Consider the following 26082-nt stretch of genomic DNA (forward strand, 5'->3'; position numbering starts at 1 on the left):
GGGTCCGGGCGGCTCACCCGTGGTCCGTGCCCCCTCCTCCCGCCGTCCTCACCAGCAGCGCCACCGGCCGCTCCGCGAAGAGCTCCACCACCGCGACCGCCGGACCGGTGAACTCTCGCCCCGGGGACAGGAGATCCCGCCACGGACCCGCGTCCGGCAGCGTCAGCTCCGTATCGCCCCAGCCGCCCTCCTCGGCGAGCCGCAGCGACAGCCGGGTCACCGCGGTGACCGCCTCGCCCGACCGGCAGAACGCCACACAATGGGCCGCCGCACGGCCCCGGGCGGCCAGCGGGGCGTACGTCCCCGACTCGCCGAACACCTCAGGGCGCTCCCGCCGCAGACGCAGCGCCGCGGCCGTGAGGTCCGTCTTCTCGTCGGGGCCCCCGGCGGGCCGGGCGAAGGGCCGCCGGTTGTCCGGGTCGACCAGCGCGATGTACTCCCGCTCCGTGCCCTGGTACAGATCGGGCACGCCCGGCATCGTCAGGTGCACCAGCGCGGCCCCCAGCACATTGGCCCGCACGAACGGGGCGAGCGTCTCCGCGAACCGGGTCAGCGTCGTCCGCGCCTCGCCCGCGTCGCTGCCGGGACCGGCCGCCACGAAGTCCGTCACCGCCCGCTCGTACGCCGGATCCCGCTCGGTCCAGCTGGTGGACAGGCCCGCCTCCCGCACGGCCTTCAGCATGGCCGGCTCCAGGCGCCCCGCCATCTCCCCGGCCGGCACGCCCGCACAGCCGTACGCCGACTGCCAGGCCTGCCAGGCCAGTTGGGGATCCGGGGCGGCGGCGGACGTCGCCCGGGTCAGCTGCGCCACCAGAGAGGACCACCGCTCGGGGCACTCGGACAGCACCGCGATCCTGGCCCGCACGTCCCCGCTGCGCTTGGTGTCGTGCGTGGTCAGCACCGTGCCGGTGGCCGGCCAGTCACGGGCGATCCGCGCGCAGAAGGCGTGGAACTCCTCCGGGCTCACCGCCGGCCGCCCCGGATCACCGCCCACCTCCGTCGCCGAGATCAGCGGGACGTAACGGTAGAACGCCGCGTCCTCCACCGACTTGGCGTGCAGCGCCGACGCCGTCTGCGCGAACCGGGCACAGAAGGCCGTGTGTTCCGGCCCGTCACCGAGCAGGCCCAGCGCCAGCCCGCGCACCACGTCCACGGCCGACGCCTCCTCCGGCACCGGGAACACCGCCTTGGCGTCCCGCACCGCCTCGGGCGGCAGCGCCGACTCCGCGGTCTCCGTGAGCGGACCGCCCGCGGTGACGTACGGACGGTAGACCGGGACCCGGACCAGCAGCTCGCGCACCGCCGTGCGCAGCACCCACGGCGCGTGGTCACGGAGGGCGGGGTCCCCGGCACAGGCCCGGACGGCGAGACGGGTCAGCCAGTCGGTCTCGGCGGCCAGCTCATGGGTGACCACGTGGTACGCCGCCCGGCGGACCGTCGCCGTCCAGTACCCGCCCCGGTCTCCGGGCGGACCCGCGAAGTCCCGGTACCGGCCGAGCAGGTCCGCCGCGCCCATCGGGTCGGTGAACAGCCCGTCGATCCGGTGCAGCGCGTCGTACCCGGTCGTCCCCGCGACCGCCCAGCCGGCCGGCAGCACCTCGGAGCCGGTGAGGATCTTCTCGACCACGGTCCACCGCCCGTCGGTGGCCGCCGCCAGCCGCTCCAGATACCCGGCGGGGTCCGCCAGCCCGTCCGGATGATCGATGCGGAGCCCGTCCGCGACCCCCTCCATGACCAGCCCGAGGATCTTGTCGTGGGTGGCGGCGAAGACCTCCAGGCGCTCCACCCGGACGCCGATCAGATCGGAGACGGTGAAGAACCGCCGGTAGTTCAGCTCCGTACGGGCCAGACGCCACCAGCCGAGCCGGTAGTGCTGGGCGTCGAGCAGCTCCGGCAGCGGCAGGTGCGCCGTGCCCTCGCGCAGCGGGAACACCAGATCGCCGTAGCGCAGCACCGGAGAGCCGTCGTCCCCGGAGCCGGTCCCGAAGCGGCCGAGCTCCTCACCGATCCGCCCGGCGAGGACCGGCAGGAGCACCCTGCCGCCGCCCGCCTCCCAGTCGATGTCGAACCACCGGGCGTACGGGGACTCCGGCCCCTCGCGCAGCACCTCCCACAGCGGCAGGTTGTGCCGGGGCACGGCGGCCATGTGATTGGGCACCAGGTCCAGGACCAGCCCGAGGCCGTGCGCCCGGGCCGTCGCGGAGAGCAGCCGCAACCCCTCCTCGCCACCTAGCTCGGCCCGCACCCGGCTGTGGTCGACGACGTCGTAGCCGTGCCCGGAGCCCGGCACGGCCTCCAGGACGGGGGACAGGTGCAGATGGGAGACGCCGAGCTCGGCGAGATACGGCACGGCATCCGCCGCGGCGGCGAAGGGGAAGTCCGGCTGGAGCTGCAGCCGGTACGTGGCGGTGGGCGTCATGGGGACGTACGTACCCACACCGGCGGCTTCTGTGTCACCGAACGGGTCACCGGGGCACCTGCGCCGCCCCGGTGACCCGTTCGGCCCAAGAGCCCGCCCGGGTGCCCTCACGTCCGGCCCCCTACGCCGGGCGCTGGAGCACCGTCAGGCTGCGCCCGACCAGCGTCACCCGGTCGCCCGCCGACACCTTCGGGCCCGCACCCGGCGGCACCCCGTCCGGAATCGCCGTGTCCACGACGACCCGCCACTGCCGCCCGTGGTGCACCGGGACCGTGAACACCAGGGATTCGGCGCCCGCGTTGAACATAAGGAGGAACGAGTCGTCGGAGATCCGCTCGCCGCGCGGCCCCGGTTCCGAGATCGCGTGCCCGTTCAGGAAGACCGTCATCGCCTTGGCGTGCGCGGCCTGCCAGTCCCGCTGCGTCATCTCCTCACCCCTGGGGGTGAACCAGGCGATGTCGGAGAGCTCGTCGTGGGTGCCCTCCACCGGGCGGCCGTGGAAGAAGCGCCTGCGCCGGAATACGGGGTGGTCACGGCGCAGCCAGACCATCGACCGGGTGAACTCCAGCAGGCTCCGGTCGGAACCGCCGCCCTCCGTACCCTCGGCCTCCGGGTCGCGGGTCGCGACCGGATCGGGCCAGTGGACCCAGGAGAGCTCGTTGTCCTGGCAGTACCCGTTGTTGTTGCCCCGCTGGGTCCGGGCGAACTCGTCGCCGTGGCTCAGCATGGGCACGCCCTGGGAGAGCATCAGCGTGGCGATGAAGTTGCGCATCTGACGGCTGCGCAGCTCCAGCACCTCCTTGTCGTCGGTCTCCCCCTCCGCGCCGCAGTTCCAGGAACGGTTGTGGCTCTCGCCGTCCCTGTTGCCCTCGCCGTTGGCGTCGTTGCGCTTGTCGTTGTAGGAGACCAGGTCGTGCAGGGTGAAGCCGTCGTGGCAGGTGGTGAAGTTGATCGAGGCCAGCGGGCGCCGGCCGTCGTCCTGGTAGAGGTCGGAGGAGCCCGTGAGCCGCCCCGCGAACTCCGCCAGCGTCCGGGGTTCGCCCCGCCACAGGTCGCGCACCGTGTCCCGGTACTTGCCGTTCCACTCGGTCCACAGCGGCGGGAAGTTGCCCACCTGGTAACCGCCCTCGCCCACGTCCCACGGCTCGGCGATCAGCTTCACCTGGCTCACCACCGGGTCCTGCTGCACCAGGTCGAAGAACGACGAGAGCCGGTCGACCTCGTGGAACTGCCGCGCGAGCGTCGCCGCCAGATCGAAGCGGAAGCCGTCCACATGCATCTCGGTCACCCAGTACCGCAGCGAGTCCATGATGAGCTGCAGGACGTGCGGCGACCGCATGAGCAGGGAGTTCCCGGTGCCCGTGGTGTCCATGTAGTACCGCTGGTCGTCCGCCAGACGGTAGTACGAGGCGTTGTCGAGCCCGCGGAAGGAGAGCGTCGGCCCCAGGTGGTTGCCCTCGGCCGTGTGGTTGTAGACCACGTCGAGGATCACCTCGATGCCCGCCTGGTGCAGGGCCTTCACGGCCTGCTTGAACTCCAGCACCTGTTCACCGCGGTCGCCCCAGGACGCGTACGCGTTGTGCGGGGCGAAGAAACCGATGGTGTTGTAGCCCCAGTAGTTGGCGAGGCCCGCGTCGGCGAGACGGTGGTCCTGGACGAACTGGTGCACCGGCATCAGCTCGATCGCCGTGACACCCAGCTCCGTGAGGTGGGCGATGATCTCGGGGTGCGCCAGCCCGGCGTACGTACCGCGCAGCTCCTCGGGCAGGCCCGGGTGAAGCATCGTCAGGCCCTTCACATGGGCCTCGTAGATCACCGTGCGGTGGTAGTCCGTACGCGGACGGCGGTCGTCGCCCCAGTCGAAGTACGGATTGACCACCACCGAGCTCATGGTGTGCGGCGCCGAGTCCAGGTCGTTGCGCGCGTCAGGCCGGCCGAACGGGTAGCCGTACACCTCCTCACCCCACCGGATCTGCCCGGAGATCGCACGCGCGTACGGATCGAGGAGCAGCTTCGCCGAGTTGCAGCGCTGCCCGTGCTGCGGCTCGTAGGGGCCGTGCACCCGGAAGCCGTACCGCTGACCCGGCATCACCCCGGGCAGATAGGCATGACGGACGAAGGCGTCGGTCTCGCGGAGCTCCACCGCCGTTTCTGAACCGTCGTCGTGCAGCAGGCACAACTCGATTCGGTCGGCGGCCTCCGAGAAGACCGCGAAGTTGGTCCCGGCGCCGTCGTACGTGGCACCGAGGGGATACGCCTGTCCCGGCCAGACCTGCATAGATAGGACTCTTCCATTTCTGATCCGGGTGCGGGGGTTATTGACCCGATACTCCCCGAAAGACGGGCCCGTACCTAGTAGGTCGGCCGGTGCGGCCGGGTCCCGTCGCCCGCGGCCGTGGTGCGCCGGTCAACTTCGTGCACCCCGGTGTCGCCCGGAGAGGGGGTGTGAAGGACACATGCGCCCCCTGGTCCGGTATGCGGCATGCGAGAGGGGGCCCAAACGCTATGAATCAGCTCACTCCACCTGTTCTCGCCGCAGGGAACGAGTCTGCGCGATACGGGAGTTGGGTAAGGAGCCTGTGCATCCTGCTGCACCGGCTCCCGCTCCCGGAGTACCCTTCCTTGATCGTTGGTGGGGGAGTGGAAGGCGGTACACGGGTGAGCTCGGGAGGGTTCGAGCTGCCCCCAGGTGACGGGGGTCACGAGGGGGAATCGACCGATGCTCCGCCGGGGGCGGTCTCCCTCGCGCAGCCCATGGAGATCGGCGTGGAGCTGGACTGGGGGGCGGACGCCTGGAACGAGGTCCGTACCCGGGCACAGCGCGCCGGGCGGGCGTACATCTGGCTGAATCTGGTGGAACAACGGCTGCGCGCCGTGGTCTCCGCCGTGATCCGGCCGATCTACGAACCGGTCCACGGCGAGGACTGGGTGGTGGCCGCCGCCGGACCCGCCGGGCAGGAATGGGTGCAGCGCGCCGTCGCCGTCCGGGAGGTCTCGCGCCGCAAGGGCTATCTGCTCGACCCGGCCGACGACAACGTCCTCAGCTTCCTCACACTGCCGCAGCTGCGCGAGCTGATGGTCCAGCACTGGCCGTGCTTCGAGCCGTACTTCGACGACCGCCGCGAGGTGGAGCTCGCGCTGGACGAGCTGGAGGTGGCGCGCAACGTCGTCTCCCGCAACCGCGCGCTCAACGAGGCGGTCCTTGCACAGGCCGAGCGCGCCTCGGCGCGGCTCCTGGAGATCCTCGGCAGCGGGGCGGCGGTCCCGTCCGCCGACCGGCTGCCCGTGGACGCGGTGGAGGAGCTGGTCGGCGACCGGTACGCGGACGTGGTCTCCGTCCACCCCGACCGGGTGAGGCTGCAGCGCCAGCTGCCCGCCGAGGACCTGTTCGGCGGTGCGCGCCGGCTGGACGCGATCGGCATAGGGCTCAACCTCCTCACGCAGAACTTCTCGGGGCGCAGGCTGGTCCGGCTCGCCGAGTCGGGCTGCCGGGTGCGGCTGCTGTTCATCAACCCGGCGAGCAGCGCGGTCAAGCGCAGGGAGCGGGAACTGGGCCTCAAGAAGGGCGAGCTGAGCCGCTCCGTGGAGATGAACATCCTCCACATGCGCCGCGTCCGATCCAAGCTCCGTGACCCCGGCGCCTTCCAGATCCACGTCTTCGACGAGACACCGCGCTTCACGGCCTACCTGGTGGACGGCGACGGTCCGGACGCGGTCGGGGTCGTCCAGCCCTACCTGCGGCGGGCCCGCGGCATGGAGGCACCCGTGCTGGTGCTGCGGGGCGGCGGGCGCGCGGTGGTCCGGGCGGGGCAGGACAGCGAGCACGGTCTCTTCGAGACCTACCGCGAGGAGTTCGAGTCGGTGTGGACGGACTCCCGGCCGGTCTCCTGACCCTGTGTCCCGACGCTCTCCACCGTGTTGTCAGTGGCCCGTGCGAAGGTGGTCGTCACATGGGGGAGAGCACCACAGGAGGAGGTATGCCGATGAGCCGGTACGGGGAACACCCGGTGGGGTTCGTCCGGGAGGCCACAGGCGGGGAGCCGCCGGCCGCGGGGGTCCGGGAGGTCGCGGGAACCCGCCCGCAGGCCGTGGCCCACGCCGGGACGGAGGCGCTGCGATGACCTGGATCAGCGGGCCGCTCGCGGCCTTCGACCTGGAGACCACGGGCACCGACGTCGAGACCGACCGCATCGTCACGGCGGCCGTGGTGCGGCTGGACCCGGACGGGTCCGTCGCGCGGGAGCGGACCTGGCTTCTCGATCCCGGTGTGGTGATACCGGAACAGGCGTCTGCTATCCACGGCATCTCGACGGAACGCGCCCGCAGGCACGGCGCCTCGCCGGCCACCGCGATCGACGAGATCACCGCGGCCGTGGCCGAGGGGATGGTCTCCGGCACGCCCCTCGTGGTGATGAACGCCCGGTACGACCTGTCCCTGCTCGACCGTGAGTGCCGGAGGTACGGCATCGAGCCGCTCGGAGAGCGGCTGGGGGGCGCGCCCCTGCCGGTCATCGACCCGCTGGTGATGGACAAGCACGTCGACAGGTACCGCAAGGGCAGGCGGGCCCTGCACGCGCTGTGCGCCCACTACGGGGTCGCGCTCGACGACGCGCACGACGCGCGGGCGGACGCCGTGGCGGCCGCCCGGGTGGTGCGGCGCATGGGCGAGAAGTACGAGACGTTCGGGGGGATGCCGCTGTCCGACCTGTACGACCTCCAGGTGCGCGCGGCCGCCGAGCAGTCCGTCTCCCTGCAGGCCTATCTCCGGCGCACGGCCGACCCGGCCGCCGTCGTCGAGCCGGCCTGGCCCCTGGTCCCGCGGAGGCCGTGACCGGGCCGGCGCGTCAGCTCGGGGCCGGGGAAGCGGTGTCGTCGGCCTCGATGTCGAAGTTGATCCGGCTGCCGTCGACAGAGGTGACGGTGACCGTCACACCCACGGTGCTGCCGTCGCCCGCGGTGAGTGTGCAGCGGGTGGTCGTGCCGGCCTTCCCGGCGAGGTCCCCGGGGCAGGTGACGTCCGGCACCGGTTGGCCCGTCATGGCGGCGAGCTTCTTCCCGACGGTGGTGGCCGGCTTGTCCGCGGAGAGTTCCGGGTCGGTGTTCCCGATCGAGACCGAACCCGAGCAGCCGGCGAGGAGCGCGCCGGTCATCGCCGCGATGCTCCAAGCCGCTGTGGACAGGCGGGATATGGGCATGGCTGTTCCAGTTGCTGGGATCGGCAACGAGCAGTCGGCAGCATACGTGCCGTGATCACCACCCGCCGGGACGGCCGGAGAGGCCCGTCCCGTGAGATCGCCGTGTACCCCGCGTCCCTCAGAAGGGGTACCAGCGGACCTCGGGGTCGTCCTCGCGCAGTGACGCCACCCGGCGGCGGAATTCCGCCAGTGCCTTCGGGTTGGCCGGGGCGTGCTGGGAGACCCAGGCGCAGCTCGCCGTCTCGCGGGCTCCGCGCAGCACGGCGCAGCCCTCCCATCCGCGTACGTCCCAGCCGTAGGCCTCGGTGAAGGCGTCGTACGCCCCGGCGGGCAGGCCGTAGCGGTCGCGGGAGAGGGCGAGGACCACCAGGTCGTGCTCGCGCAGGTCTGCTGAGAAGGTCTCCAGGTCGACCAGTACGGGTCCGTCGGGGCCCACGTGGACGTTACGGGGGAGGGCGTCGCCGTGGATGGGGCCGGGCGGAAGGTACGGGGCCAGGGCTGCCGCGGCCTTCGCGAAGCCGTCGCGCCGGCCGCGCAGGTAGTCGGCGTCGGCCGGATCGATCGCGTCGCCCGCGAGCCGCAGCCAGCGTTCGACACCGCCGAGCAGCTCGCGGCGCGGCAGTGTGAAGTCCTTGGGGGCGGGCAGGGCGTGCACCTGGGTGAGGAGTGGGGCCAGATCGCGCGGTTCGGTCGGGCGCACGGCCTCGGGGAGCCGGTGCCACAGGGTCACCGGATGCCCCTCGGCCAGCCGGGCCCGGGGCTCGGCGGCCCGTACGGCGGGCACGCCGGAGGCGGCGAGCCACTCGGCGACGGCCACCTCGCGCTCGGCCCGCTCCCGGAGTTCCGGGTGCGCCGTGGCGTCCCGGCCGACCTTGACCACCAGGTCGCCGACGGCGAACACCGCGTTCTCGCCGAGTGCGAGCAGCTCCGCGCCGCCGGGCAGCCCGGCGGCGGTCAGTACCTCGCGCGCACGCTTGTCGTCCATGGCCCGATTTTCTCATCCGGGCAGGCCACCTTGACGAACGGATCCCCCGTCAGCACGATGACGGGGACCGCTCGGGCGGCCATAAGGGTGTGAAACCGATCCAATGACGTAGGGGGGTCGAATTCATGACATCGGTGACCGCGAGGACGCGGTCCGGGCGGAAGGCTCCACCACGACGCGGCGAACGGCGCGGACGGGACGGCGCCGCCTGGTTCCTGGTCCTCCCCGCGCTCATCCCTATCCTGGTCCTGAGCGTCGGCCCCCTGCTGTACGGCATCGCGCTGGCCTTCACCGACGCGCAGTCGGGCCGCACCCGCTCCACCCAGTTCGTCGGCGTGCTCAACTTCCAGGACCTGCTGCACGACACCCTGTTCTGGGACTCCTTCCGGATCGGCCTGCTGTGGGCCGTCGGTGTCACGGTCCCGCAGTTCGTGCTGGCACTCGGCCTCGCCCTCCTGCTCAACGCGAACCTGCGGATGCGCTGGGCGGCGAGGGCCCTGGCGATCATCCCCTGGGCCATGCCCGAGGTGGTCGTCGGCATCATGTGGCGCCTGGTCTACAACCCTGACGCGGGCATCCTCAACGAGACGATCCGCGACCTCGGACTCGGTGACGGACGGGACTGGCTGACCGGCCTCGCCACCGCCCTGCCCGCCGTGATCGTCGTGGGTATCTGGGCCGGCATGCCGCAGACCACCGTGGCGCTCCTCGCGGGACTGCAGAACACCCCGCAGGAACTCCACGAGGCGGCGGCCCTCGACGGCGCCGGGGCCTGGCGCCGCTTCCGTACCGTCACCTGGCCCGCCATCAGGCCCGTGGCACTGGCCATCAGCGCCCTCAACCTCATCTGGAACTTCAACTCCTTCGCCCTGGTCTACGTCCTGACCAGCGGAGGACCGGGCGGCCGCACCAGACTGCCCATGCTCTTCGCCTACGAAGAGGCGTTCCGCTACGGACAGTTCGGCTACGCCGCCGCCATGGGCTGTGTGATGGTCGCGGTGATCTCCGTGATCCTCGCCGTCTACCTCGTCGGCCGGCTCAGGGGAGGCGATGACACATGAGTCCGCGTACCGGCCGGTCCGCGCGCGCGGGACAGTACGCCGCGCTGCTGTGCTATCTCGTCTTCCTGGCGTTCCCGTTCCTGTGGCTGATCTCCACCGCCTTCAAGCCGGCCCGCGAGCTGGGATCACTGCACCCCACCTGGATCCCCGACCAGCCGACCCTCGACAACTTCCGGCAGGCCTTCGACGAGCAGCCGCTGCTCCGGGCGGCCGCCAACTCACTCACCGCCGCACTGTGCGCGGCGGTCGTCGCCGTCGTCATCGCCACCCCCATGGCCTATGTGATGGCCCGCCACCGGGGCAGGCTGTCCACCGCCGCGACCGGCTGGGTCGTGGTCAGCCAGGCGTTCCCCTTCGTCCTGGTGATCATCCCGCTCTTCCTGGTCCTCAAGAACCTGCACCTGATCAACTCCCTGTGGGGGCTGATCATGGTCTACGTGGTGTGGTCGCTGCCGTTCGCCCTGTGGATGCTCGCCGGATACGTGCGGGCCGTGCCGCCGGAGCTGGAGGAGGCGGCGGCGGTCGACGGAGCCGGGAAGGTACGGATCCTCGTCTCGGTCACCGCACCCCTGCTGGCCCCCGGGATCGTCGCCACCGCACTCTTCGCGTTCATCACCGCATGGAACGAGTTCTTCTTCGCACTCGTCCTGCTCAAGACACCGGAGAAGCAGACCTTGCCGGTCGTACTCACCCACTTCCTCGGCGCCGAGGGCGTGGCCGACCTCGGACCGCTCGCCGCCGCCGCGTTCCTCGCCACGCTTCCCTCGCTCGTCCTCTTCGCGGTCATCCAGAAGCGCATCACGGGTGGTCTCACCGCCGGGGCGGTGAAGCACTGATGCGCCGGCCCGCTTTCCGCGCCGCCGTCACCGCCGTCACCGTGCTGGCACTGCTGCTCACCGGCTGCTCGGGCGGCGGGGAGGACGGCGTGGGCGCCGACGGCACGATCCGGCTCAGCTTCCAGTCGCTGGCCTGGCAGAAGGAGTCCGTGGACGTCAACAAGCGGCTGGTGAAGGAGTGGAACGCCACCCACCCCGGCGTCCAGGTGGACTACGTCCAGGGCAGCTGGGACAACGTCCACGACCAGCTGCTCACCTCCTTCGAGGGCGGCGAGGCCCCCGACATCATCCACGACGCCTCCGACGACCTCGCGGACTTCGCGTACGGCGGCTACCTCGCGGACCTGCGTACCCTCCTGCCGGACCGGCTCACCCAGGACATCCCGCAGCGGTCCTGGCGGACCACCACCTTCGGCGACGGGATCTACGGCGTTCCGTTCCTCCAGGAACCCCGGGTGCTCATCGCCAACACCGAGATCCTGGAGGAGTCGGGCGTACGCGTGCCGACCCCCGAGGAGCCGTGGACCTGGCCGGAATTCCGCCGTGTGACCGAGGAGCTGACGGGCGAGGGGAGATCCGGAGTGGCCTGGCCGCTCAAGGAACCGGTCTCGGTCACCCTCAACCTGGGTCTCTCCGCGGGCGGCCGGCTGTTCCACCGCGACGCCGACGGCAAGGTGACCATCCGCTTCGACGAGGGCGACGGGGTCATGCCCGGCACCGTCCGCGACCAGGTCAACTCCGACGGCAGCGCGGCCCGCACCGCCCTGGGCATGAGCGGTTCGGACACCCTGCCCGGCTTCTTCGGCGGCAAGTACGCGATGGTCCCACTCGGCTTCTCCTACCGCCAGCAGGTCGTCGAACAGGCCCCCGAGGGGTTCGAATGGACGGTCCTGCCCGCACCGGCCGGCAACGACGGACTCGCCCAGGGGGTGAGCCCGCAGACCCTCTCGGTCGCCGAGGACAGCCCGCACAAGGAGGAGGCCGTGCGGTTCATCGACTTCCTGCTGCGCCCGGCGAACATGGTGCGCCTGGCCCGCGGCGACTGGATGCTGCCGACCGGCACGGCGGCGCTGGCCGACCCGGCGCTGCACACCGCGGAGAACGGCTGGGCGACCGGCACCGCGCTCGCCCGCGACCTGCGCCCCGCGCCCGCGCAGTCGGTCCGCGGGTATCCCGAATGGAAGGACAAGGTCGCCACGCCGGCCCTCCAGGAGTACTACAGCGGGGCGATCGACACCGAGGAGCTGAGAAAACGCCTGGTCGAGGACGGGAACCGGGTACTGGCCCGCTACCAGCGCTGAGCAGACGGCTCATATAGCTTGCACGAGACGTCTCGTCTCGTCTACGGTGTCGGGATGACAGCCACCCCGCGCGCCCATGTCGCCATGTTCTCCATCGCCGCCCACGGGCACGTGAACCCGAGCCTCGAAGTGATCCGGGAGCTCGTCGCCCGTGGGCACCGCGTCAGTTACGCGATCCCGGCCTCCTTCGCCGAGAAGGTCGCCGCCACCGGTGCCGAACCGGTGATCTACACCTCCGTGCTGCCCACCGAGGACAACCCGGAGGACTGGGGCACCGAACTCATCGACAACATCGAGCCGTTCCTCGCCGACGCGATCCAGGCCCTGCCCCGGCTCGCGAAAGCGTTCGAGGGCGACGAGCCCGACCTCGTCCTGCACGACATCACCTCCTACCCGGCCCGCCTGCTCGCGCACCGCTGGGGCGTCCCCGCCGTCTCGCTGTGGCCCAACCTCGTCCCGTGGGAGGGGTACGAGGAGGAGGTCGGCGAACCGGCGACCGCCGAACTCAGGCAGACCGAGCGGGGCCGGGCGTACTACGCGCGCTTCGAGGAATGGCTCACGGACAACGGCCTGGGCGACGTGCCCCCGGACGACTTCGTCGCCCGCCCGCGCAGGGCCCTCGTCCTGATCCCCGAGGCACTCCAGCCCAACGCCGACCGGGTGGACAAGAGCGTCTACACCTTCGTCGGCGCCTGCCAGGGGGAGCGCGCCGACCAGGGGGAGTGGAAGCGCCCGGCGGACGCCGGGAAGGTGCTGCTGGTCTCGCTCGGATCGTCGTTCACCAACGAACCCGGCTTCTACCGCGAGTGCGTCGGGGCGTTCGGTGACCTGCCCGGCTGGCACGTGGTGCTCCAGATCGGCGCACACGTCGACCCGTCCGAGCTCGGGGACGTACCGGACAATGTCGAGGTGCACTCCTGGGTGCCCCAGCTGTCCGTGCTGAAGCAGGCGGACGCCTTCATCACCCACGCGGGCGCGGGCGGCAGCCAGGAGGGGCTCGCCACCGGCACCCCCATGGTCGCCGTTCCGCAGGCCGTGGACCAGTTCGGCAACGCGGACATGCTCCAGGCGCTCGGGGTGGCCAGACACCTGCCGAAGGAGGAGGCCGACGCCGCGTCCCTGCGTGCCGCGGTCCTCGCCCTGGTGGACGACCCGGAGGTGGCCGCGAGGCTGGCGGCGGTCAGGGAGCGGATGGCGGGGGAGGGCGGGACGAAGCGGGCAGCAGACCTCGTCGAGGCCGAACTGCCCGCCTGAGGTACTGGCGACGCCGCGGGCCCGGTCCGCCGTCCGTACCGCCGGTCCGGCCGTCGGCCGACCCGACCGCCGCCCCTCGGTACAAACCTCTTACCTGTGCCGCACGTTGCGCGGGGCTGTCCGACTTGATCGGGAGGGGTCCGGTTTCCTGTGGAGGGAACCTGGTGACCACGTGACGGCTGCATGAAGGTCTTGATCTGGGCGCGTCAATCGAGCAGGGTTTCGAGGCAGCCCCCGGAGGATCTCCGCCACGGCGCTCACGGACGGGGCCACCCCTGACGCGATCTCCCATGCGACCGAGGGCACGGCGGACAGGCTCCTCAAGATCGTCGAGTAGCAGGTGCGCAGGCCGCCGTGCCCTCCCCCACGGGGCGCGGCGGCCAGGAGCGAGGGAAGACCGTCCTAGGGTGGGGGCATGAGTACGAGGTATGCGGCGCTGCTGCGCGGGATCAACGTCGGCGGCCACCGAAAAGTCCCCATGGCGGAACTCCGGACGCTGATGGGTGAGTTGGGGTACGAAGGCGTGGCCACGTACCTGCAGAGCGGGAACGCCGCCTTCGCCAGCGCGTCGGGTGACGAGAACTCCCTGGCCGCCGAGCTGGAACGGGCCGTCGAGGACCGGTTCGGATTCCCGGTCGACTGTCTGGTCCGCACGGGAGGGTACCTCGCGGCACTGGCCGACGCGTGCCCGTTCCCGGCCGCCGAACTCCAGGGCAGACAACTGCACGTCACCTTCTTCGACGGGCCCGTCGAAGCCGGCCGCTTCGCGCCGGTCGACGCCGCCGCCTTCCGGCCCGAGGAATTCCGGCTCGGCGACCGCGCCCTCTATCTGTACGCCCCCGACGGGCTCGGCCGATCCAAGCTGGCCGAGGCCCTCGCACGGCCCGCCCTCAACCGCGGCCTCGTGGGCACCTCACGCAACTGGAACACCGTGGCCGAACTCGTGGAGATGACGCGTGACTGAGCCCTCGCCCGCCGTGGCGGCAGCCATCGAGGCGGAGCTCCGGCTCCTCGACCCGGTGGTACGGGCCTCGGCGGACCTGCTGGCCACGATGCTCCACCCCGATTTCCGCGAGATCGGCACCAGCGGCCGGATCTGGGACCGGGACACCATCATCGGCGCGCTCACCGCCGCCGACGCGCCGCGACCGGGACCGCTGACCGCGTTCCGGATGCGGGGAGAGCGGCTCGCGGCCGACCTCGTCCACCTCACCTTCGACACCGAGTCCAAGGGGCTGCGCTCCCACCGCAGTTCGCTGTGGCGGCTGACCGCGAGCGGCTGGCTGCTCTACTTCCACCAGGGGACGCCGTTCATCGACGACCCGTTCGCCGAGGTCTGAACAGGCACCGCCCTCCGGGCGCACGCGTGGACCCGTACACACCGAAGACCGGCGCGCGGAGGCGCGCCGGGGCGTTGCACATGCCCCGGCGCGCGCGCAAGAGCGCGGACCCGGTCTGATCCGGGCCTCCTATCCGGCCGGTTCTCGCCGGAAGGACAGATTCTGGCCATCCGGCGGGCCCGGGCAATTCAGCGGTAAGTCGGCCGAAGGGGCGCGCTCCCACGCGGCCCGGTCCGGGCCGTGCGCGGCAGGTTCCCGGGCGGTTGCGGTGTGTGTGATAGCGACGCCCGGTGCCATGACCCGACGTCCCGGCCGACTTCCGCCGTTTGCTGCAATTCACCATCGGCGTCCGTTCGGTGAGCGGACGCCGGTGTTCGGAGCTCACCCGGTCGCGTATCGGAGTCCACCGTCCGCTCTCCGAAGCGGTCCGGAAGCCGACCTTGCCACCGGACCGGGTGGAGTCAAGGATTCGGGGCGTGCGGTTGGCAGGTCCACGACCAGAACCCACGGTCGCGGACAGCCGCACGCCCCCGGCCCGCCCACCCAGCGGACCGTGATTCCCCCCATCGACGGAGGATCCTGTGACCTTCAAGCGCCTCGCCCCCCTCGGCTCCATCTCCAGACGTGCACGGCTCATCGCCGTGACCTCGGGTCTGGTCACCGCCGTCGCGCTTGCGGCCCCGACCGCGGTCGCCCAGGCCGTGCCGGACACCACGGTGACGAAGGCCGAACTCGCCGACGCCAGCTCCGCCGTGCGCGGCGCCGACATCGCCGGAACCGCCTGGTACACCGAGGCGAGCACCGGCAAGGTCGTCGTGACCGTCGACAGCACGGTCTCCGCCACCGAGATCGCCACCATCAGGAAGTCGGTCACCGACTCCGGTGCGAAGATCGACCTCAAGCACACCCCGGGCACCTTCAACAAGCTGATCGCCGGCGGCCAGGCCATCTACGCAGGCGGCGGCCGCTGTTCCCTCGGCTTCAACGTCCGCAGCGGCAGCACGTACTACGCGCTGACCGCCGGTCACTGCACCGAGATCGGCAGCACCTGGTACACCAACTCGGGGCAGACCTCGGTCCTCGGTTCGCGTGCGGGAACCAGCTTCCCCACCAATGACTACGGGCTCATCCGGCACTCCAACTCCGCCAACGCGGACGGCCGGGTCTACCTCTACAACGGCAGCTACCAGGACATCACCTCGGCCGCCAACCCCTCGGTGGGCCAGGCCGTGAAGCGCAGCGGCTCCACCACCGGCTTGCGCAGCGGGACCGTCACCGGCCTCAACGCGACGGTGAACTACGGCGGCGGCGACGTCGTCTACGGCATGATCCAGACCAACGTCTGCGCCGAGCCCGGCGACAGCGGCGGCTCGCTCTTCGCCGGCAGCACGGCGCTGGGCCTCACCTCGGGCGGCAGTGGCAACTGCTCCTCCGGCGGCACCACGTTCTTCCAGCCCGTCGTCGAGGCGCTGAACGCCTACGGCGTCAGCGTCTTCTAACCTCCGGGACAGACCTCCGGACGCAGGGCACCACGCCACGACCCGGTTCACCCCCGACGGGCCGCGCTCCCCGAGCGCGGCCCGTTGCCGTGTACGCCACCCCCTCCGAGTTCCGGAATGGCCCGCCCGGACAGCGGGCGACTGGACCAGAAGGGCGGGCCGACAGATCCCCAGGCTCCCAGCCATGAGCACCCACGAAGCCCCCGCGGCGAGCGGGACGGCCGTCGACTTCTACTTCGACCCCGCCTGCCCGTTCGCCTGGATCGCCTCCCGCTGGATGCTGGAGGTCGAGCGGACGCGGGACATCGAGCTCCGCTTCCACGTCATGAGCCTCTTCCTGCACAACGAGGGCAACGAACTCCCCGCCTGGTACCGCGAGCTGGTCGACAAGTCGATCGGCCCGGTACGCGTCGCAGCCGCGGCGGCACAGGAGCACGGCCCCGGCATCCTCCGCGACCTCTACACCGCCCTGGGCACCCGCATCCACCAGCAGGGCGAGGACGACTACGACGCCGTGACCGCCGGGTCCCTGGCCGAACTGGGACTGCCCGCGGACCTCGCCGACGCCGCGCACTCCGAGGCGTACGACGACGCGGTGCGCCGCAGCCACGACCGTGGCAAGGACCCCGCCGCGGGCTCCTACGTCGGCACGCCCACGATCCACGTCGACGGCACCGTGTGGTTCGGGCCGGTCCTCGGCTCGTCCCCGCGCGGGGAGGAGGCGGCGCCGCTCTTCGACAGCTTCCGCGTCCTGGCCGGCCACAGCGACTTCTTCGAGCTGAAGCGCACCCGCACGGGCCGGCTCGACACGGGCGTGCCGCCCGTCACGCGTCTCGACACGGGCGTGCCGCCCGTTCACGCGCTGAGCGACCGCAGCCCGGCCGCCGGGACGCGCGCCTCGTCGTACCGGTCCAGCAACAGCCGGGCGAGGGCTGGGGACGGGCCGAGGACGGCGGCCAGCACATCGGCCTCCGCCGCGCCCTCGGCGATCCGGTCGGGCAGCCGGCCGGGCGCGATGACGTACGGGGCCACCGCCACCCGCCGTACGCCGTCGGCCCGCAGGGCCCGCACCACGTCGGCGGTGCGGGAGAAGCCCCCGGCAACGACAGCGGAGGCGAACGCAGGCCGCACGGCGCACCAACCGGTGTGCCGCAGCTCCCGCGCGATTTCAGCGATCACTGCGATCGCCTCCGGGTCCGTGGAGCCCGCCGAGGCCAGGACCAGCCCGGTCGAGCCCTTGTCGCCGGGGGTGACCCCGGCCTCGTACAGCCGCTGCTCCAGTGCCGCGTTCAGCAGCGGGGACGGGCCCAGCACCTCGGCCTGGCGGACGGCCAGCCCGGGCAGCCGGGTCCGGGCCTCGTGCAGCACCGACGGGATGTCGGACTTGGCGTGGAAGGCCCGGGTCAGGAGCAGGGGGAGCGCGACGACCTCACCCACCCCCTCCGTGGCCAGGCGTTCCAGCAGCCTGGGCACGGAGGGGGCGTTGAACTCCAGGAAGCCCGTCTCCACGCGCAGCCCGGGCCGCAGCGACCGCACCCGCGCGGTGAGCGCGTGCACGGTCGACGCGTGCCGCGGATCGCGGCTGCCGTGGGCGATGACGAGGAGGACCGGAGCGGGCATGGCGACTCAGCTCTTGACCAGCAGACCGCGACCGCGCAGCACCCGGCGCTCCAGCGGACTGAAGATCAGCAGGTCGATCGCGATACCGACGAACAGGATGAGCAGGATCGCCAGGAAGATCCCCGGCATGTCGAAGTTGTTCCGGCCGTTCTCCAGCAACTGACCGAGCCCCAGCCCCAGATCGGGCGAGGACGCGATGATCTCCGCGGCCATCAGCGAGCGCCAGGAGAACGCCCAGCCCTGCTTGAGCCCCGCCAGATAGCCCGGCAGGGCGGCGGGCAGGACGATGTGCCAGGTCCCGCGGAGCCCGGTCGCACCGAGCGTGCGGCCCGCCCGCAGGAACAGCGGCGGCACCTGGTCGACACCGGAGACCAGTCCGTTGGCGACGGACGGGACGGCGCCCAGCAGGATCACCGCGTACATCATCGAGTCGTTGAGCCCCAGCCAGATCACGGCCGGTGCCACCCAGGCCACCGACGGCAGGGACTGCAGCCCGGACAGGATCGGGCCGATCGCCGCGCGGACCAGCTTCACCCGCGCCACCAGCAGACCCAGCGGGGTGCCGATGGCGACGGCCATCAGGAAGCCGAGCAGGCCACGCGACACACTGGTCCAGACGACCTCCAGCAGCGTCCCCTGCATCCACATGTCGGCGACGCTGTTCCACACCGCGGAGGGCGGCGGCAGCTTGTAGTCCTCGGTGACCTTCGCCCAGACCAGCACCTGCCAGACCAGGACGACCAGGACCACCGCCACGATCGGCGGCAGGACCTTGTTCAGCAGGACCTCACGGGCAGGGGTCCGCCGCACCTGGACGGCGTCCAGCGCGTCCAGCCCGGCTTCGAGCCCGGCCAGATCGTCGGACTTGGTGTCAGTGCTGGCCATGACGGCGGATCTCCCCACGCAGTTGTTCTGTGATCTCGACGGACAGCTCCGCCACGGCGGTGTCCTCGATGCGGCGCGGCTGCGCGATGTCGACCTTCCACTCCCGGGCGATCCGGCCGGGCCGCGACGAGAGCAGGATGACGCGCTGCGCGAGCCGTACCGCCTCGCGCACGTTGTGGGTGACGAAGAGGACCGAGGCGTTCGTCTCGCGCCAGATGCGGGTCAGCTCGTCGTGCAGTACGTCGCGGGTGATGGCGTCGAGCGCCGCGAACGGCTCGTCCATCAGCAGCAGCTGGCTGTCCTGGGCGAGCGCACGGGCCATCGCCACCCGCTGCCGCATGCCGCCCGAGAGCTCGTGCACCCGCTTCCCGTACGCCCCGCCCAGGCGCACGAGTTCGAGCAGCCGCTCCGCCTCCGTACGGCGGTCCGACTTGGGGACTCCGCGCAGCCGCAGGGCCAGTTCGATGTTCTTGCCCGCGGTCAGCCACGGGAACAGGGCGTGCTCCTGGAACATCAGGGCCGGCCGCCCGCCGGGGGTCTCGATGGACCCCGCGGTCGGGCGGTCGAGTCCGGCCACCAGGTTGAGCAGTGTCGACTTACCGCACCCGGAAGCTCCCAGGAGGGTGACGAACTCGCCCGGAGCGACATCGATCGTGATGTCGTCCAGGACGAGCTGCTGCCCCGTGGGTCCGGCGAAGGACTTGGATACGTGCGTGATGCGAGCGGCGTGCTCGACCACGGTACGGTCCTCGGCCTTGGTGAGCGTGTTGGTCGCCATGGTCGTCACCTCCTGGGAATCCTGGGAATCCGATTACGGACCGGGTGGGTTACTTGACGCCGAGAGAGGCGTCGGCGACCTCGGGCTGACCCTCGGCCTCGAGGATCTTGTTCAGCGGCTTCAGGTCGTAGATGCCGTTGAGGTCGGGCTCCTCCAGGAGACCGGCCTTCACCGCGTGGTCGGCCTGCGACTGGAGTGTCGCGGCCAGCGGGTCGTCGGTGATCTGGATGGACTCCCACGCCGGGTCGAGGACCTCGGCCGGCAGCTCCTTGCCGCTCAGCTCCTTGAGTGCGGCGTTGGCCGACGCCTTCGCCTCGTCACGGTTGGCGTTGATCCACTTGTTGGTGTTCACCGTGCCGCGCAGGACCGCCTCGACGACGTCCGGGTGCTCGGAGAGGAACTTCTGCGACACGATGATGTTCGTGATCACGAACTTGTCGTCGGGCCACAGCGTCGACTCGTCGAGCAGGACCTTCCCGCCCTCGGCGACCAGCTTGGACGCGGTCGGCTCCGGGACCCAGGCGCCGTCCAGGGAACCCGACTTGAAGGCGTCCGGTGTCACCTTGTTGTCCGAGCGGACCACGGACACGTCGCCCTTTCCGCTCTGGGCGTCGACCTTCCAGCCCTTCTCGGAGATCCAGTTGAGGAACGCCACGTCCTGGGTGTTGCCCAGCTGCGGGGTGGCGATCTTCTTGCCCTTGAGGTCGTCCAGCGTCTTGATCTTCTTCGGGTTGACGACCAGCTTCACTCCGCCGGACGCCGAACCGCTGATGATCCGCAGGTTCTTGCCCTGGGACTTGGTGAAGCCGTTGATCGAGGGGGAGGGGCCGATGAAGCCGATGTCGATCGACCCCGCGTTGAGCGCCTCGATCTCGGAGGGCCCGGCGTTGAACGTCGAGGGCTTGACCGTGGTGCCGCCCAGTTCCTTGGCGATGAGGCCTTCCTGGATACCGACCAGGGCGGTGGCGTGCGTGAGGTTCGGGAAGTAACCGATCTTCACGCTGTCCGCCGAAAGCTTCTTACCGCCGGAGGAGACGTTCGACGTCCTGGCGTCGTCGTCCTTCGCCTCGGAGCCGTAGCCGCAGGCGGTGAGCGCCACGGCGAGCAAAGGCAGAGCGGCGGCAGCGGCGATGCTGCGGCGAACGGTGGTACGGGGGGCAGACACGGGAGGCTTTCCTCTCGGTGGCCCGGTGCTCACGTCCCTCTGAAGCCAGGGGTCGCGGCCGGGTGGTCGGCAGGTCTTCGTCTCAACTGGTGGTGCGGTTGGTGCGAGCGGGCGCGCAGGCGGTGCGCGTACGTCATCACGCACATCGCCCGACCCCGCCCTGGCCGCTGCCGAGGGCGCCGCTGCCGACACGGCCGCCCTCTTTCGCGAAGGTCGAGAAGAAGTCGGTACCCATCAGAAGTCCCACTCCGCGTCCTCGGCGGCCGTGCCGGCCGTCGCGGTGTCCTCGGCCGTGACGGCGGCGAACGAGGCGCCCGCCATGCCGGCCGTCAGGGTCGTACCGTCGGCCGGGTCGATCAGCAGGAACGAACCGGTGCCCCGGGAGGCCGCGTAGGCGTCGAGCGCGATCGGCTCGGCGGTACGGACCACGACGCGGCCGATGTCGTTGGCGACGAGCTGCCCCGGCGCGGGGTGCTGGGACAGGTCGTCCAGCGTGAGCCGCGAGGGGATGTCCTTCACGATCGCCTTGACCGTGCGGGTGGTGTGCTTGAGCAGCACCCGCTGGCCCACGGTGAGCGGCCTGTCGGCGACGTGGCAGACGGTCGCCTCGACGTCCCGGGTGGTGTCCGGGGCGTCGGCGGCGGGCGCGATCAGGTCACCGCGTGAGATGTCCAGATCGTCGGCGAGGCGCAGCGTCACGGACTGCGGTGCCCAGGCGATGTCGACGCTCTCACCCAGCGAGTCGATCCCGGCGATCGTCGACGTACGGCCCGAGGGCAGCACCGTGACGCTCTCGCCGACCCGCAGCACGCCGGAGGCGATCTGCCCGGCGTAACCCCGGTAGTCGGGGTGCTCGGTGGTCTGCGGGCGGATCACGTACTGGATGGGGAAGCGTGCCGGGGAGTCGGTCAGGTCGTGGCTGACCGGCACGGACTCCAGGTGCTCCAGCACCGTCGGGCCGCCGTACCAGTCCATGTGCTCGGACGGCTCCACGACGTTGTCGCCGACCAGCGCCGAGATCGGGATCGCGGTGATCTCGGGGACGCCCAGCGAGGCGGCGTACGCGGTGAACTCCTCGGCGATTTCGGCGAAGACGGGCTCCGCGTACTCCACGAGGTCCATCTTGTTCACGGCGAGCACGACGTGCGGGACGCGCAGGAGCGCGGCGACGGCGACGTGCCTGCGGGTCTGCTCGACGACGCCGTTGCGGGCGTCGACCAGGACGACGGCGAGCTCGGCGGTGGAGGCGCCGGTGACCATGTTACGGGTGTACTGCACATGGCCCGGGGTGTCGGCCAGGATGAACCGGCGGCGGGGCGTGGCGAAGTAGCGGTAGGCCACGTCGATGGTGATGCCCTGCTCGCGCTCGGCCCGCAGCCCGTCGGTCAGCAGCGCCAGGTCCGGCGCCTCCTGGCCACGGTTGGCGGAGGCCAGCGCGACGGCTTCCAGCTGGTCGGTGAGGACCGACTTGGAGTCGTGCAGGAGACGTCCGACGAGGGTGGACTTGCCGTCGTCGACCGACCCGGCCGTGGCGAACCGCAGCAGGGTGGTGGTGGACAGCTGCTCGATCGTGGTGGTCATCTTAGAAGTACCCCTCGCGCTTGCGGTCTTCCATCGCGGCCTCGGACATCTTGTCGTCGGCCCGGGTGGCGCCCCGCTCGGTGAGCCGGGAGGCGGCGATCTCGGTGATCACGTCGTCCAGCGTGGTGGCGTCGGAGTCGACGGCACCGGTGCAGGACATGTCACCGACCGTGCGGTAGCGGACCTGACGGGTCTCGACCTTCTCGTGGTCCTTGGGGCCGCCCCATTCGCCCGCGGTGAGCCACATGCCGGAGCGGTTGAAGACCTCGCGCTCGTGGGCGAAGTAGATCTCCGGGAGCCTGATGCCCTCACGCTCGATGTACTGCCAGACGTCCAGCTCGGTCCAGTTGGAGATCGGGAAGACGCGGACGTGCTCGCCCGGGGCGTGCCGGCCGTTGTAGAGCTGCCACAGCTCGGGGCGCTGGCGGCGGGGGTCCCACTGGGAGAACTCGTCGCGCAGCGAGAAGACGCGCTCCTTGGCCCGCGCCTTCTCCTCGTCGCGCCGGCCGCCGCCGAACACCGCGTCGAAGCGGTGCTGCTGGATGGCCTCGGTGAGCGGGACCGTCTGCAGCGGGTTGCGGGTGCCGTCGGGGCGCTCGCGGAGCTTGCCCGCGTCGATGTACTCCTGGACGGAGGCGACGTGCAGGCGCAGCCCGTGCTCCTTCACCGTCCGGTCGCGGTATTCGAGGACCTCGGGGAAGTTGTGCCCGGTGTCGACGTGCAGCAGCGTGAAGGGTATCGGCGCCGGCGCGAACGCCTTCAGCGCCAGGTGGAGCATCAGGATCGAGTCCTTGCCGCCGGAGAACAGGATCACCGGCCGTTCGAACTCTCCCGCGACCTCACGGAAGATGTGCACCGCCTCGGACTCCAGGGAGTCGAGGTGGCTGAGCGCGTACGGGTGGACGGTGCCTTCCGGCACGGTGGCGACGGTGCTCACGCCAGGCCCCTTTCGATGAGCAGCGCGTTGAGCGCCGCTGCGGACTCCTGCACGGTCTGCTGGTGCGATTCGATCCGCAGATCCGGCGACTCGGGTGCCTCGTAGGGGTCGTCGACCCCGGTGAGACCACTGATCTCGCCCGCCGCCTGCTTGGCGTACAGCCCCTTCACATCGCGTACGGAACACACCTCGACGGGGGTCGCGACATGCACCTCCAGATACGCGGTGCCCTCGGCCAGATGCCGCTTGCGCACCGCGTCACGGCTGTCGGCGTAGGGCGCGATGACCGGCACGAGCACCTTCACGCCGTTGGCGGCCAGCAGCCCGGCGACGAAGCCGATCCGGGCCACGTTGGTGTGCCGGTCCTCGCGGGAGAAGCCGAGGCCCGCGGAGAGGAACTCCCGGATCTCGTCGCCGTCCAGGACCTCGACCCGGTGGCCCTCGCCCCGCAGCCGGCCCGCCAGTTCGTAGGCGATGGTGGTCTTGCCCGCGCTCGGCAGACCGGTGAGCCAGACGGTCGCCCCCGTCTCCGTCACGCTCATCGATATCTCCTGATCAGTCGTCATCAGCCGTGCAGTCCGCATTCGGTCTTCCCGCGCCCGGCCCAGCGTCCGGCCCGTGCGTCCTCGCCCTCCAGCACCCGACGGGTGCAGGGCGCGCAGCCGACGGAGGTGTAACCGTCCATCAGCAGCGGGTTGGTCAGTACGCCGTGTTCGGCGACGTACGCGTCCACGTCGTCCTGGGTCCAGCGGGCGATCGGGGAGACCTTGACCTTGCGGCGCTTCTCGTCCCAGCCGACCACCGGGGTGTTCGCCCGGGTCGGGGACTCGTCGCGGCGCAGGCCGGTCGCCCAGGCGCCGTACGCGGTCAGGCCCTCCTCCAGCGGCTTGACCTTGCGCAGCGCGCAGCACAGGTCGGGGTCGCGGTCGTGCAGCTTCGGCCCGTGCTCGGCGTCCTGTTCGGCCACCGTCCGGCGCGGGGTCAGCGTGATGACGTTGACGTCCATCACCGCGTCCACCGCGTCCCGGGTGCCGATCGTCTCCTCGAAGTGGTAGCCGGTGTCGAGGAAGACCACGTCCACACCCGGGGCGACACGGGCGGCGAGGTGCGCGACGACCGCGTCCTCCATGGAGGAGGTGACGCAGAACCTCGGACCGAAGGTGTCGGTCGCCCACTTCAGGATGTCGAGCGCGGGGGCGTCCTCCAGCTCGCGCCCCGCCCGCTCGGCCAGTTCCCTCAGGGCCTCGTCGGTGAGCTCGCCCGCTCGCAGCGTGTCCGTCATGTCCCTTCCCCTTCCACGTCGTCGCGCCGGAGTCCGTGGGCCAGCAGACCCAGGAACTTCAGCTGGAACGCGCGGTTGCAGGAAGCACATTCCCAGGCGCCGTGCCCGGTCTCGTGCGGACGCAGGTCCTCGTCGCCGCAGTAGGGGCAGTGGAACGGCGCGGCCCGCTCGCTCATGACAGGGACTCCGCGCTCGCACGGGCCGCCCAGGTGGCGAAGCGCTCGTCGTCCTCGCGCTCCTCCTGGAACCGGCCCAGCACCCGCTCGACGTAGTCGGGGAGTTCGGCGGAGGTGACCTTCAGGCCGCGGACCTTGCGGCCGAAGCCGGCCTCCAGGCCGAGCGCACCACCGAGGTGCACCTGGTAGCCCTCGACCTGGTTGCCCTCGGCGTCCAGCATCAGCTGTCCCTTGAGACCGATGTCCGCGGTCTGGATGCGGGCGCAGGCGTTGGGGCAGCCGTTGATGTTGATGGTGAGGGGTTCCTCGAAGTCCGGCAGGCGGCGCTCCAGTTCGTCGATCAGCGCGGCTCCGCGCGCCTTCGTCTCGACGATCGCCAGCTTGCAGAACTCGATGCCGGTGCAGGCCATCGTGCCGCGCCGGAACGTGGACGGCTTCACCTGGAAGTCCAGGGCCTCCAGGCCGGCGGACAGGGACTCGACCTGGTCGGCCTCCACGTCGAGGATGATCATCTTCTGCTCGACGGTGGTGCGTACGCGGCCGGAGCCGTGCGCCTCGGCCAGTTCCGCGATCTTGGCCAGGGTGGAGCCGTCCACCCGGCCGACGCGCGGTGCGAAGCCCACGTAGAAGCGGCCGTCCTGCTGCTCGTGGACGCCGATGTGGTCGCGCCAGCGGGAGGAGGGCTCGGCGGGGGCGGGGCCGTCCAGCAGCGGGCGCTCGAGGTACTCCTCCTCCAGCACCTGGCGGAACTTGGCGGGACCCCAGTCGGCCATCAGGAACTTCAGACGGGCGCGGGTACGGAGCCTGCGGTAGCCGTAGTCGCGGAAGATGCCGACCACACCGGCCCACACGTCGGGGACCTCGTCCAGCGGGACCCAGGTGCCCAGGCGTTCGGCCAGCCGCGGGTTCGTCGACAGACCGCCGCCGACCCAGACGTCGAAACCGGGGCCGTGCTCGGGGTGGTCGACGCCCACGAAGGCGATGTCGTTGATCTCGTGGACCACGTCCTGGACGGGGGAGCCCGAGATCGCCGTCTTGAACTTGCGCGGCAGGTTGGAGAACTCGGGGCTGCCGATGTATCGCTCGTGGATCTCGTCCACCGCCGGCGTGCCGTCGATGATCTCGTCCGCGGCGATGCCCGCCACGGGCGAACCGATGATCACACGCGGGCAGTCGCCGCACGCCTCGGTCGTGGAGAGCCCGACGGCCTCCAGCTTCTCCCAGATCGCCGGGACGTCCTCGATGCGGATCCAGTGCATCTGGACGTTCTGCCGGTCGGTGATGTCGGCGGTGCCCCGCGCGTACTGCTCGGAGATCTCACCGATCACCCGCAGCTGCGCGGTCGTCAGCCTTCCGCCGTCGATGCGCACCCGCAGCATGAAGTACGAGTCCTCGAGCTCCTCGGGCTCCAGCACCGCGGTCTTGCCGCCGTCGATGCCGGCCCGGCGCTGCGTGTAGAGGCCCCACCAGCGCATACGTCCACGCAAGTCGTTGGGGTCGATGGAGTCGAATCCGCGCTTGGAGTAGATCGTCTCGATGCGTGTCCGCACGTTGAGACTGTCGTCGTCCTTCTTGAACTGCTCGTTCCCGTTGAGGGGGGTGAAGTGACCCATGGCCCACTGACCTTCGCCACGGTGCCGGCCGGCCTTACGGCGGGCCGTGGCGGTAGCAGGCTGTTCAGGGTTGGCGGCCATGGCAAATACGTCCTTCGGGACTGCAGGAGGGCGGCTTTGAACTGCACACTCGCGTGAGGCGCGGCGGTGCGCAG

General features: G+C 71.0%; 24 protein-coding genes and 1 pseudogene. 11 read left to right on the forward strand and 14 right to left on the reverse strand.

What is annotated here, in order from left to right:
* Window positions 1–13: 13 nt before the first annotated feature.
* Both treY and glgX read right to left on the reverse strand, forming a co-directional pair.
* The gene (gene treY, locus ACFWVP_RS19095; RefSeq protein ID WP_384498040.1) at window positions 14–2419 is read right to left on the reverse strand and encodes a malto-oligosyltrehalose synthase; all 2406 of its coding nucleotides are present in this window, start codon (window positions 2417–2419) and stop codon (window positions 14–16) included.
* Window positions 2420–2540: 121 nt separating this feature from the next.
* A complete protein-coding gene (gene glgX / locus ACFWVP_RS19100; RefSeq protein ID WP_384498041.1) occupies window positions 2541–4697 on the reverse strand; it encodes a glycogen debranching protein GlgX in 2157 nt (718 codons plus the stop codon).
* A 380-nt stretch (window positions 4698–5077) separates the two neighbouring features.
* Here glgX and ACFWVP_RS19105 point away from each other — a divergent pair, with 380 nt between their 5' ends.
* The 3 genes from ACFWVP_RS19105 (at window position 5078) to ACFWVP_RS19115 (ending at window position 7250) form a co-directional block, all read left to right on the forward strand.
* Complete coding sequence (locus ACFWVP_RS19105) at window positions 5078–6310, forward strand: SAV2148 family HEPN domain-containing protein (RefSeq protein ID WP_384498043.1); 1233 nt, start codon at window positions 5078–5080, stop codon at window positions 6308–6310.
* A gap of 92 nt (window positions 6311–6402) precedes the next feature.
* Complete coding sequence (locus ACFWVP_RS19110; protein WP_384498045.1) at window positions 6403–6540, forward strand: hypothetical protein; 138 nt, start codon at window positions 6403–6405, stop codon at window positions 6538–6540.
* Window positions 6537–7250, forward strand: a complete 714-nt coding sequence (locus tag ACFWVP_RS19115; RefSeq protein WP_384498046.1) for a 3'-5' exonuclease — start codon at window positions 6537–6539, stop codon at window positions 7248–7250. The genes ACFWVP_RS19110 and ACFWVP_RS19115 overlap by 4 nt, the downstream gene beginning before the upstream one ends.
* 13 nt (window positions 7251–7263) lie before the next feature.
* Here the strand turns inward: ACFWVP_RS19115 and ACFWVP_RS19120 are convergent, their stop codons facing one another.
* Both ACFWVP_RS19120 and ACFWVP_RS19125 read right to left on the reverse strand, forming a co-directional pair.
* Window positions 7264–7614 carry a DUF4333 domain-containing protein gene (locus ACFWVP_RS19120; protein WP_384498047.1) on the reverse strand — a complete coding sequence of 117 codons (351 nt, stop codon included), beginning with the start codon at window positions 7612–7614 and terminating at the stop codon, window positions 7264–7266.
* Window positions 7615–7732: 118 nt separating this feature from the next.
* Window positions 7733–8599, reverse strand: coding sequence for a phosphotransferase enzyme family protein (locus ACFWVP_RS19125; RefSeq protein WP_384498049.1), 867 nt, complete (start codon window positions 8597–8599; stop codon window positions 7733–7735).
* A 125-nt stretch (window positions 8600–8724) separates the two neighbouring features.
* Here ACFWVP_RS19125 and ACFWVP_RS19130 point away from each other — a divergent pair, with 125 nt between their 5' ends.
* The 8 genes and pseudogenes from ACFWVP_RS19130 to ACFWVP_RS19165 all read left to right on the forward strand — a co-directional run.
* A complete protein-coding gene (locus ACFWVP_RS19130) occupies window positions 8725–9660 on the forward strand; it encodes a carbohydrate ABC transporter permease (protein WP_384498050.1) in 936 nt (311 codons plus the stop codon).
* A complete protein-coding gene (locus ACFWVP_RS19135; protein ID WP_384498052.1) occupies window positions 9657–10496 on the forward strand; it encodes a carbohydrate ABC transporter permease in 840 nt (279 codons plus the stop codon). Before ACFWVP_RS19130 ends, ACFWVP_RS19135 begins: the two co-directional genes overlap by 4 nt.
* Window positions 10496–11797 (forward strand): ABC transporter substrate-binding protein, encoded by a 1302-nt coding sequence (locus ACFWVP_RS19140; RefSeq protein ID WP_384498053.1) that lies wholly within the window; start codon window positions 10496–10498, stop codon window positions 11795–11797. The genes ACFWVP_RS19135 and ACFWVP_RS19140 overlap by 1 nt, the downstream gene beginning before the upstream one ends.
* 54 nt (window positions 11798–11851) lie before the next feature.
* Window positions 11852–13051, forward strand: coding sequence for a macrolide-inactivating glycosyltransferase (mgt, locus tag ACFWVP_RS19145; protein ID WP_384498054.1), 1200 nt, complete (start codon window positions 11852–11854; stop codon window positions 13049–13051).
* Window positions 13052–13466: 415 nt separating this feature from the next.
* Window positions 13467–14015, forward strand: a complete 549-nt coding sequence (locus ACFWVP_RS19150) for a DUF1697 domain-containing protein (protein ID WP_384498055.1) — start codon at window positions 13467–13469, stop codon at window positions 14013–14015.
* Window positions 14008–14391, forward strand: a complete 384-nt coding sequence (locus ACFWVP_RS19155) for a DUF4440 domain-containing protein (protein ID WP_384498056.1) — start codon at window positions 14008–14010, stop codon at window positions 14389–14391. The genes ACFWVP_RS19150 and ACFWVP_RS19155 overlap by 8 nt, the downstream gene beginning before the upstream one ends.
* Before the next feature lie 581 nt (window positions 14392–14972).
* Window positions 14973–15890, forward strand: a complete 918-nt coding sequence (locus ACFWVP_RS19160; protein WP_384498057.1) for a S1 family peptidase — start codon at window positions 14973–14975, stop codon at window positions 15888–15890.
* Window positions 15891–16074: 184 nt separating this feature from the next.
* Window positions 16075–16695, forward strand: a pseudogene (locus tag ACFWVP_RS19165) (DsbA family protein); the annotation flags it as partial.
* A 50-nt stretch (window positions 16696–16745) separates the two neighbouring features.
* Here ACFWVP_RS19165 and ACFWVP_RS19170 read toward each other — a convergent pair.
* From ACFWVP_RS19170 to ACFWVP_RS19215, 10 genes are all read right to left on the reverse strand, one after another.
* The gene (locus tag ACFWVP_RS19170) at window positions 16746–17510 is read right to left on the reverse strand and encodes a sirohydrochlorin chelatase (RefSeq protein ID WP_384498059.1); all 765 of its coding nucleotides are present in this window, start codon (window positions 17508–17510) and stop codon (window positions 16746–16748) included.
* A gap of 6 nt (window positions 17511–17516) precedes the next feature.
* Window positions 17517–18395: an ABC transporter permease gene (locus ACFWVP_RS19175; RefSeq protein WP_384498061.1), complete on the reverse strand. Its 879-nt coding sequence runs from the start codon at window positions 18393–18395 to the stop codon at window positions 17517–17519.
* A complete protein-coding gene (locus ACFWVP_RS19180) occupies window positions 18382–19173 on the reverse strand; it encodes an ABC transporter ATP-binding protein (protein ID WP_384498062.1) in 792 nt (263 codons plus the stop codon). The genes ACFWVP_RS19175 and ACFWVP_RS19180 overlap by 14 nt, the downstream gene beginning before the upstream one ends.
* Window positions 19174–19222: 49 nt before the next feature.
* Window positions 19223–20338, reverse strand: coding sequence for an aliphatic sulfonate ABC transporter substrate-binding protein (locus ACFWVP_RS19185; RefSeq protein WP_384498064.1), 1116 nt, complete (start codon window positions 20336–20338; stop codon window positions 19223–19225).
* Between the two features lie 234 nt (window positions 20339–20572).
* Window positions 20573–21919 carry a sulfate adenylyltransferase subunit 1 gene (locus ACFWVP_RS19190; RefSeq protein WP_384498065.1) on the reverse strand — a complete coding sequence of 449 codons (1347 nt, stop codon included), beginning with the start codon at window positions 21917–21919 and terminating at the stop codon, window positions 20573–20575.
* Window position 21920: 1 nt separating this feature from the next.
* On the reverse strand, window positions 21921–22856 hold the full coding sequence (gene cysD / locus ACFWVP_RS19195; protein ID WP_384498066.1) for a sulfate adenylyltransferase subunit CysD: 936 nt from the start codon (window positions 22854–22856) through the stop codon (window positions 21921–21923).
* Entirely contained in the window at window positions 22853–23422 is a 570-nt protein-coding gene (gene cysC, locus ACFWVP_RS19200) for an adenylyl-sulfate kinase (RefSeq protein ID WP_384498067.1), read from the reverse strand. The genes cysD and cysC overlap by 4 nt, the downstream gene beginning before the upstream one ends.
* The gene (locus ACFWVP_RS19205; protein WP_384498069.1) at window positions 23422–24138 is read right to left on the reverse strand and encodes a phosphoadenylyl-sulfate reductase; all 717 of its coding nucleotides are present in this window, start codon (window positions 24136–24138) and stop codon (window positions 23422–23424) included. The genes cysC and ACFWVP_RS19205 overlap by 1 nt, the downstream gene beginning before the upstream one ends.
* Complete coding sequence (locus ACFWVP_RS19210) at window positions 24135–24314, reverse strand: hypothetical protein (protein WP_384498070.1); 180 nt, start codon at window positions 24312–24314, stop codon at window positions 24135–24137. Before ACFWVP_RS19210 ends, ACFWVP_RS19205 begins: the two co-directional genes overlap by 4 nt.
* The gene (locus ACFWVP_RS19215; protein ID WP_384498072.1) at window positions 24311–26008 is read right to left on the reverse strand and encodes a nitrite/sulfite reductase; all 1698 of its coding nucleotides are present in this window, start codon (window positions 26006–26008) and stop codon (window positions 24311–24313) included. The genes ACFWVP_RS19210 and ACFWVP_RS19215 overlap by 4 nt, the downstream gene beginning before the upstream one ends.
* Between the last annotated feature and the right edge of the window lie 74 nt (window positions 26009–26082).

The sequence above is a fragment of the Streptomyces sp. NPDC058637 genome (assembly GCF_042717325.1).
GTDB lineage: Bacteria > Actinomycetota > Actinomycetes > Streptomycetales > Streptomycetaceae > Streptomyces.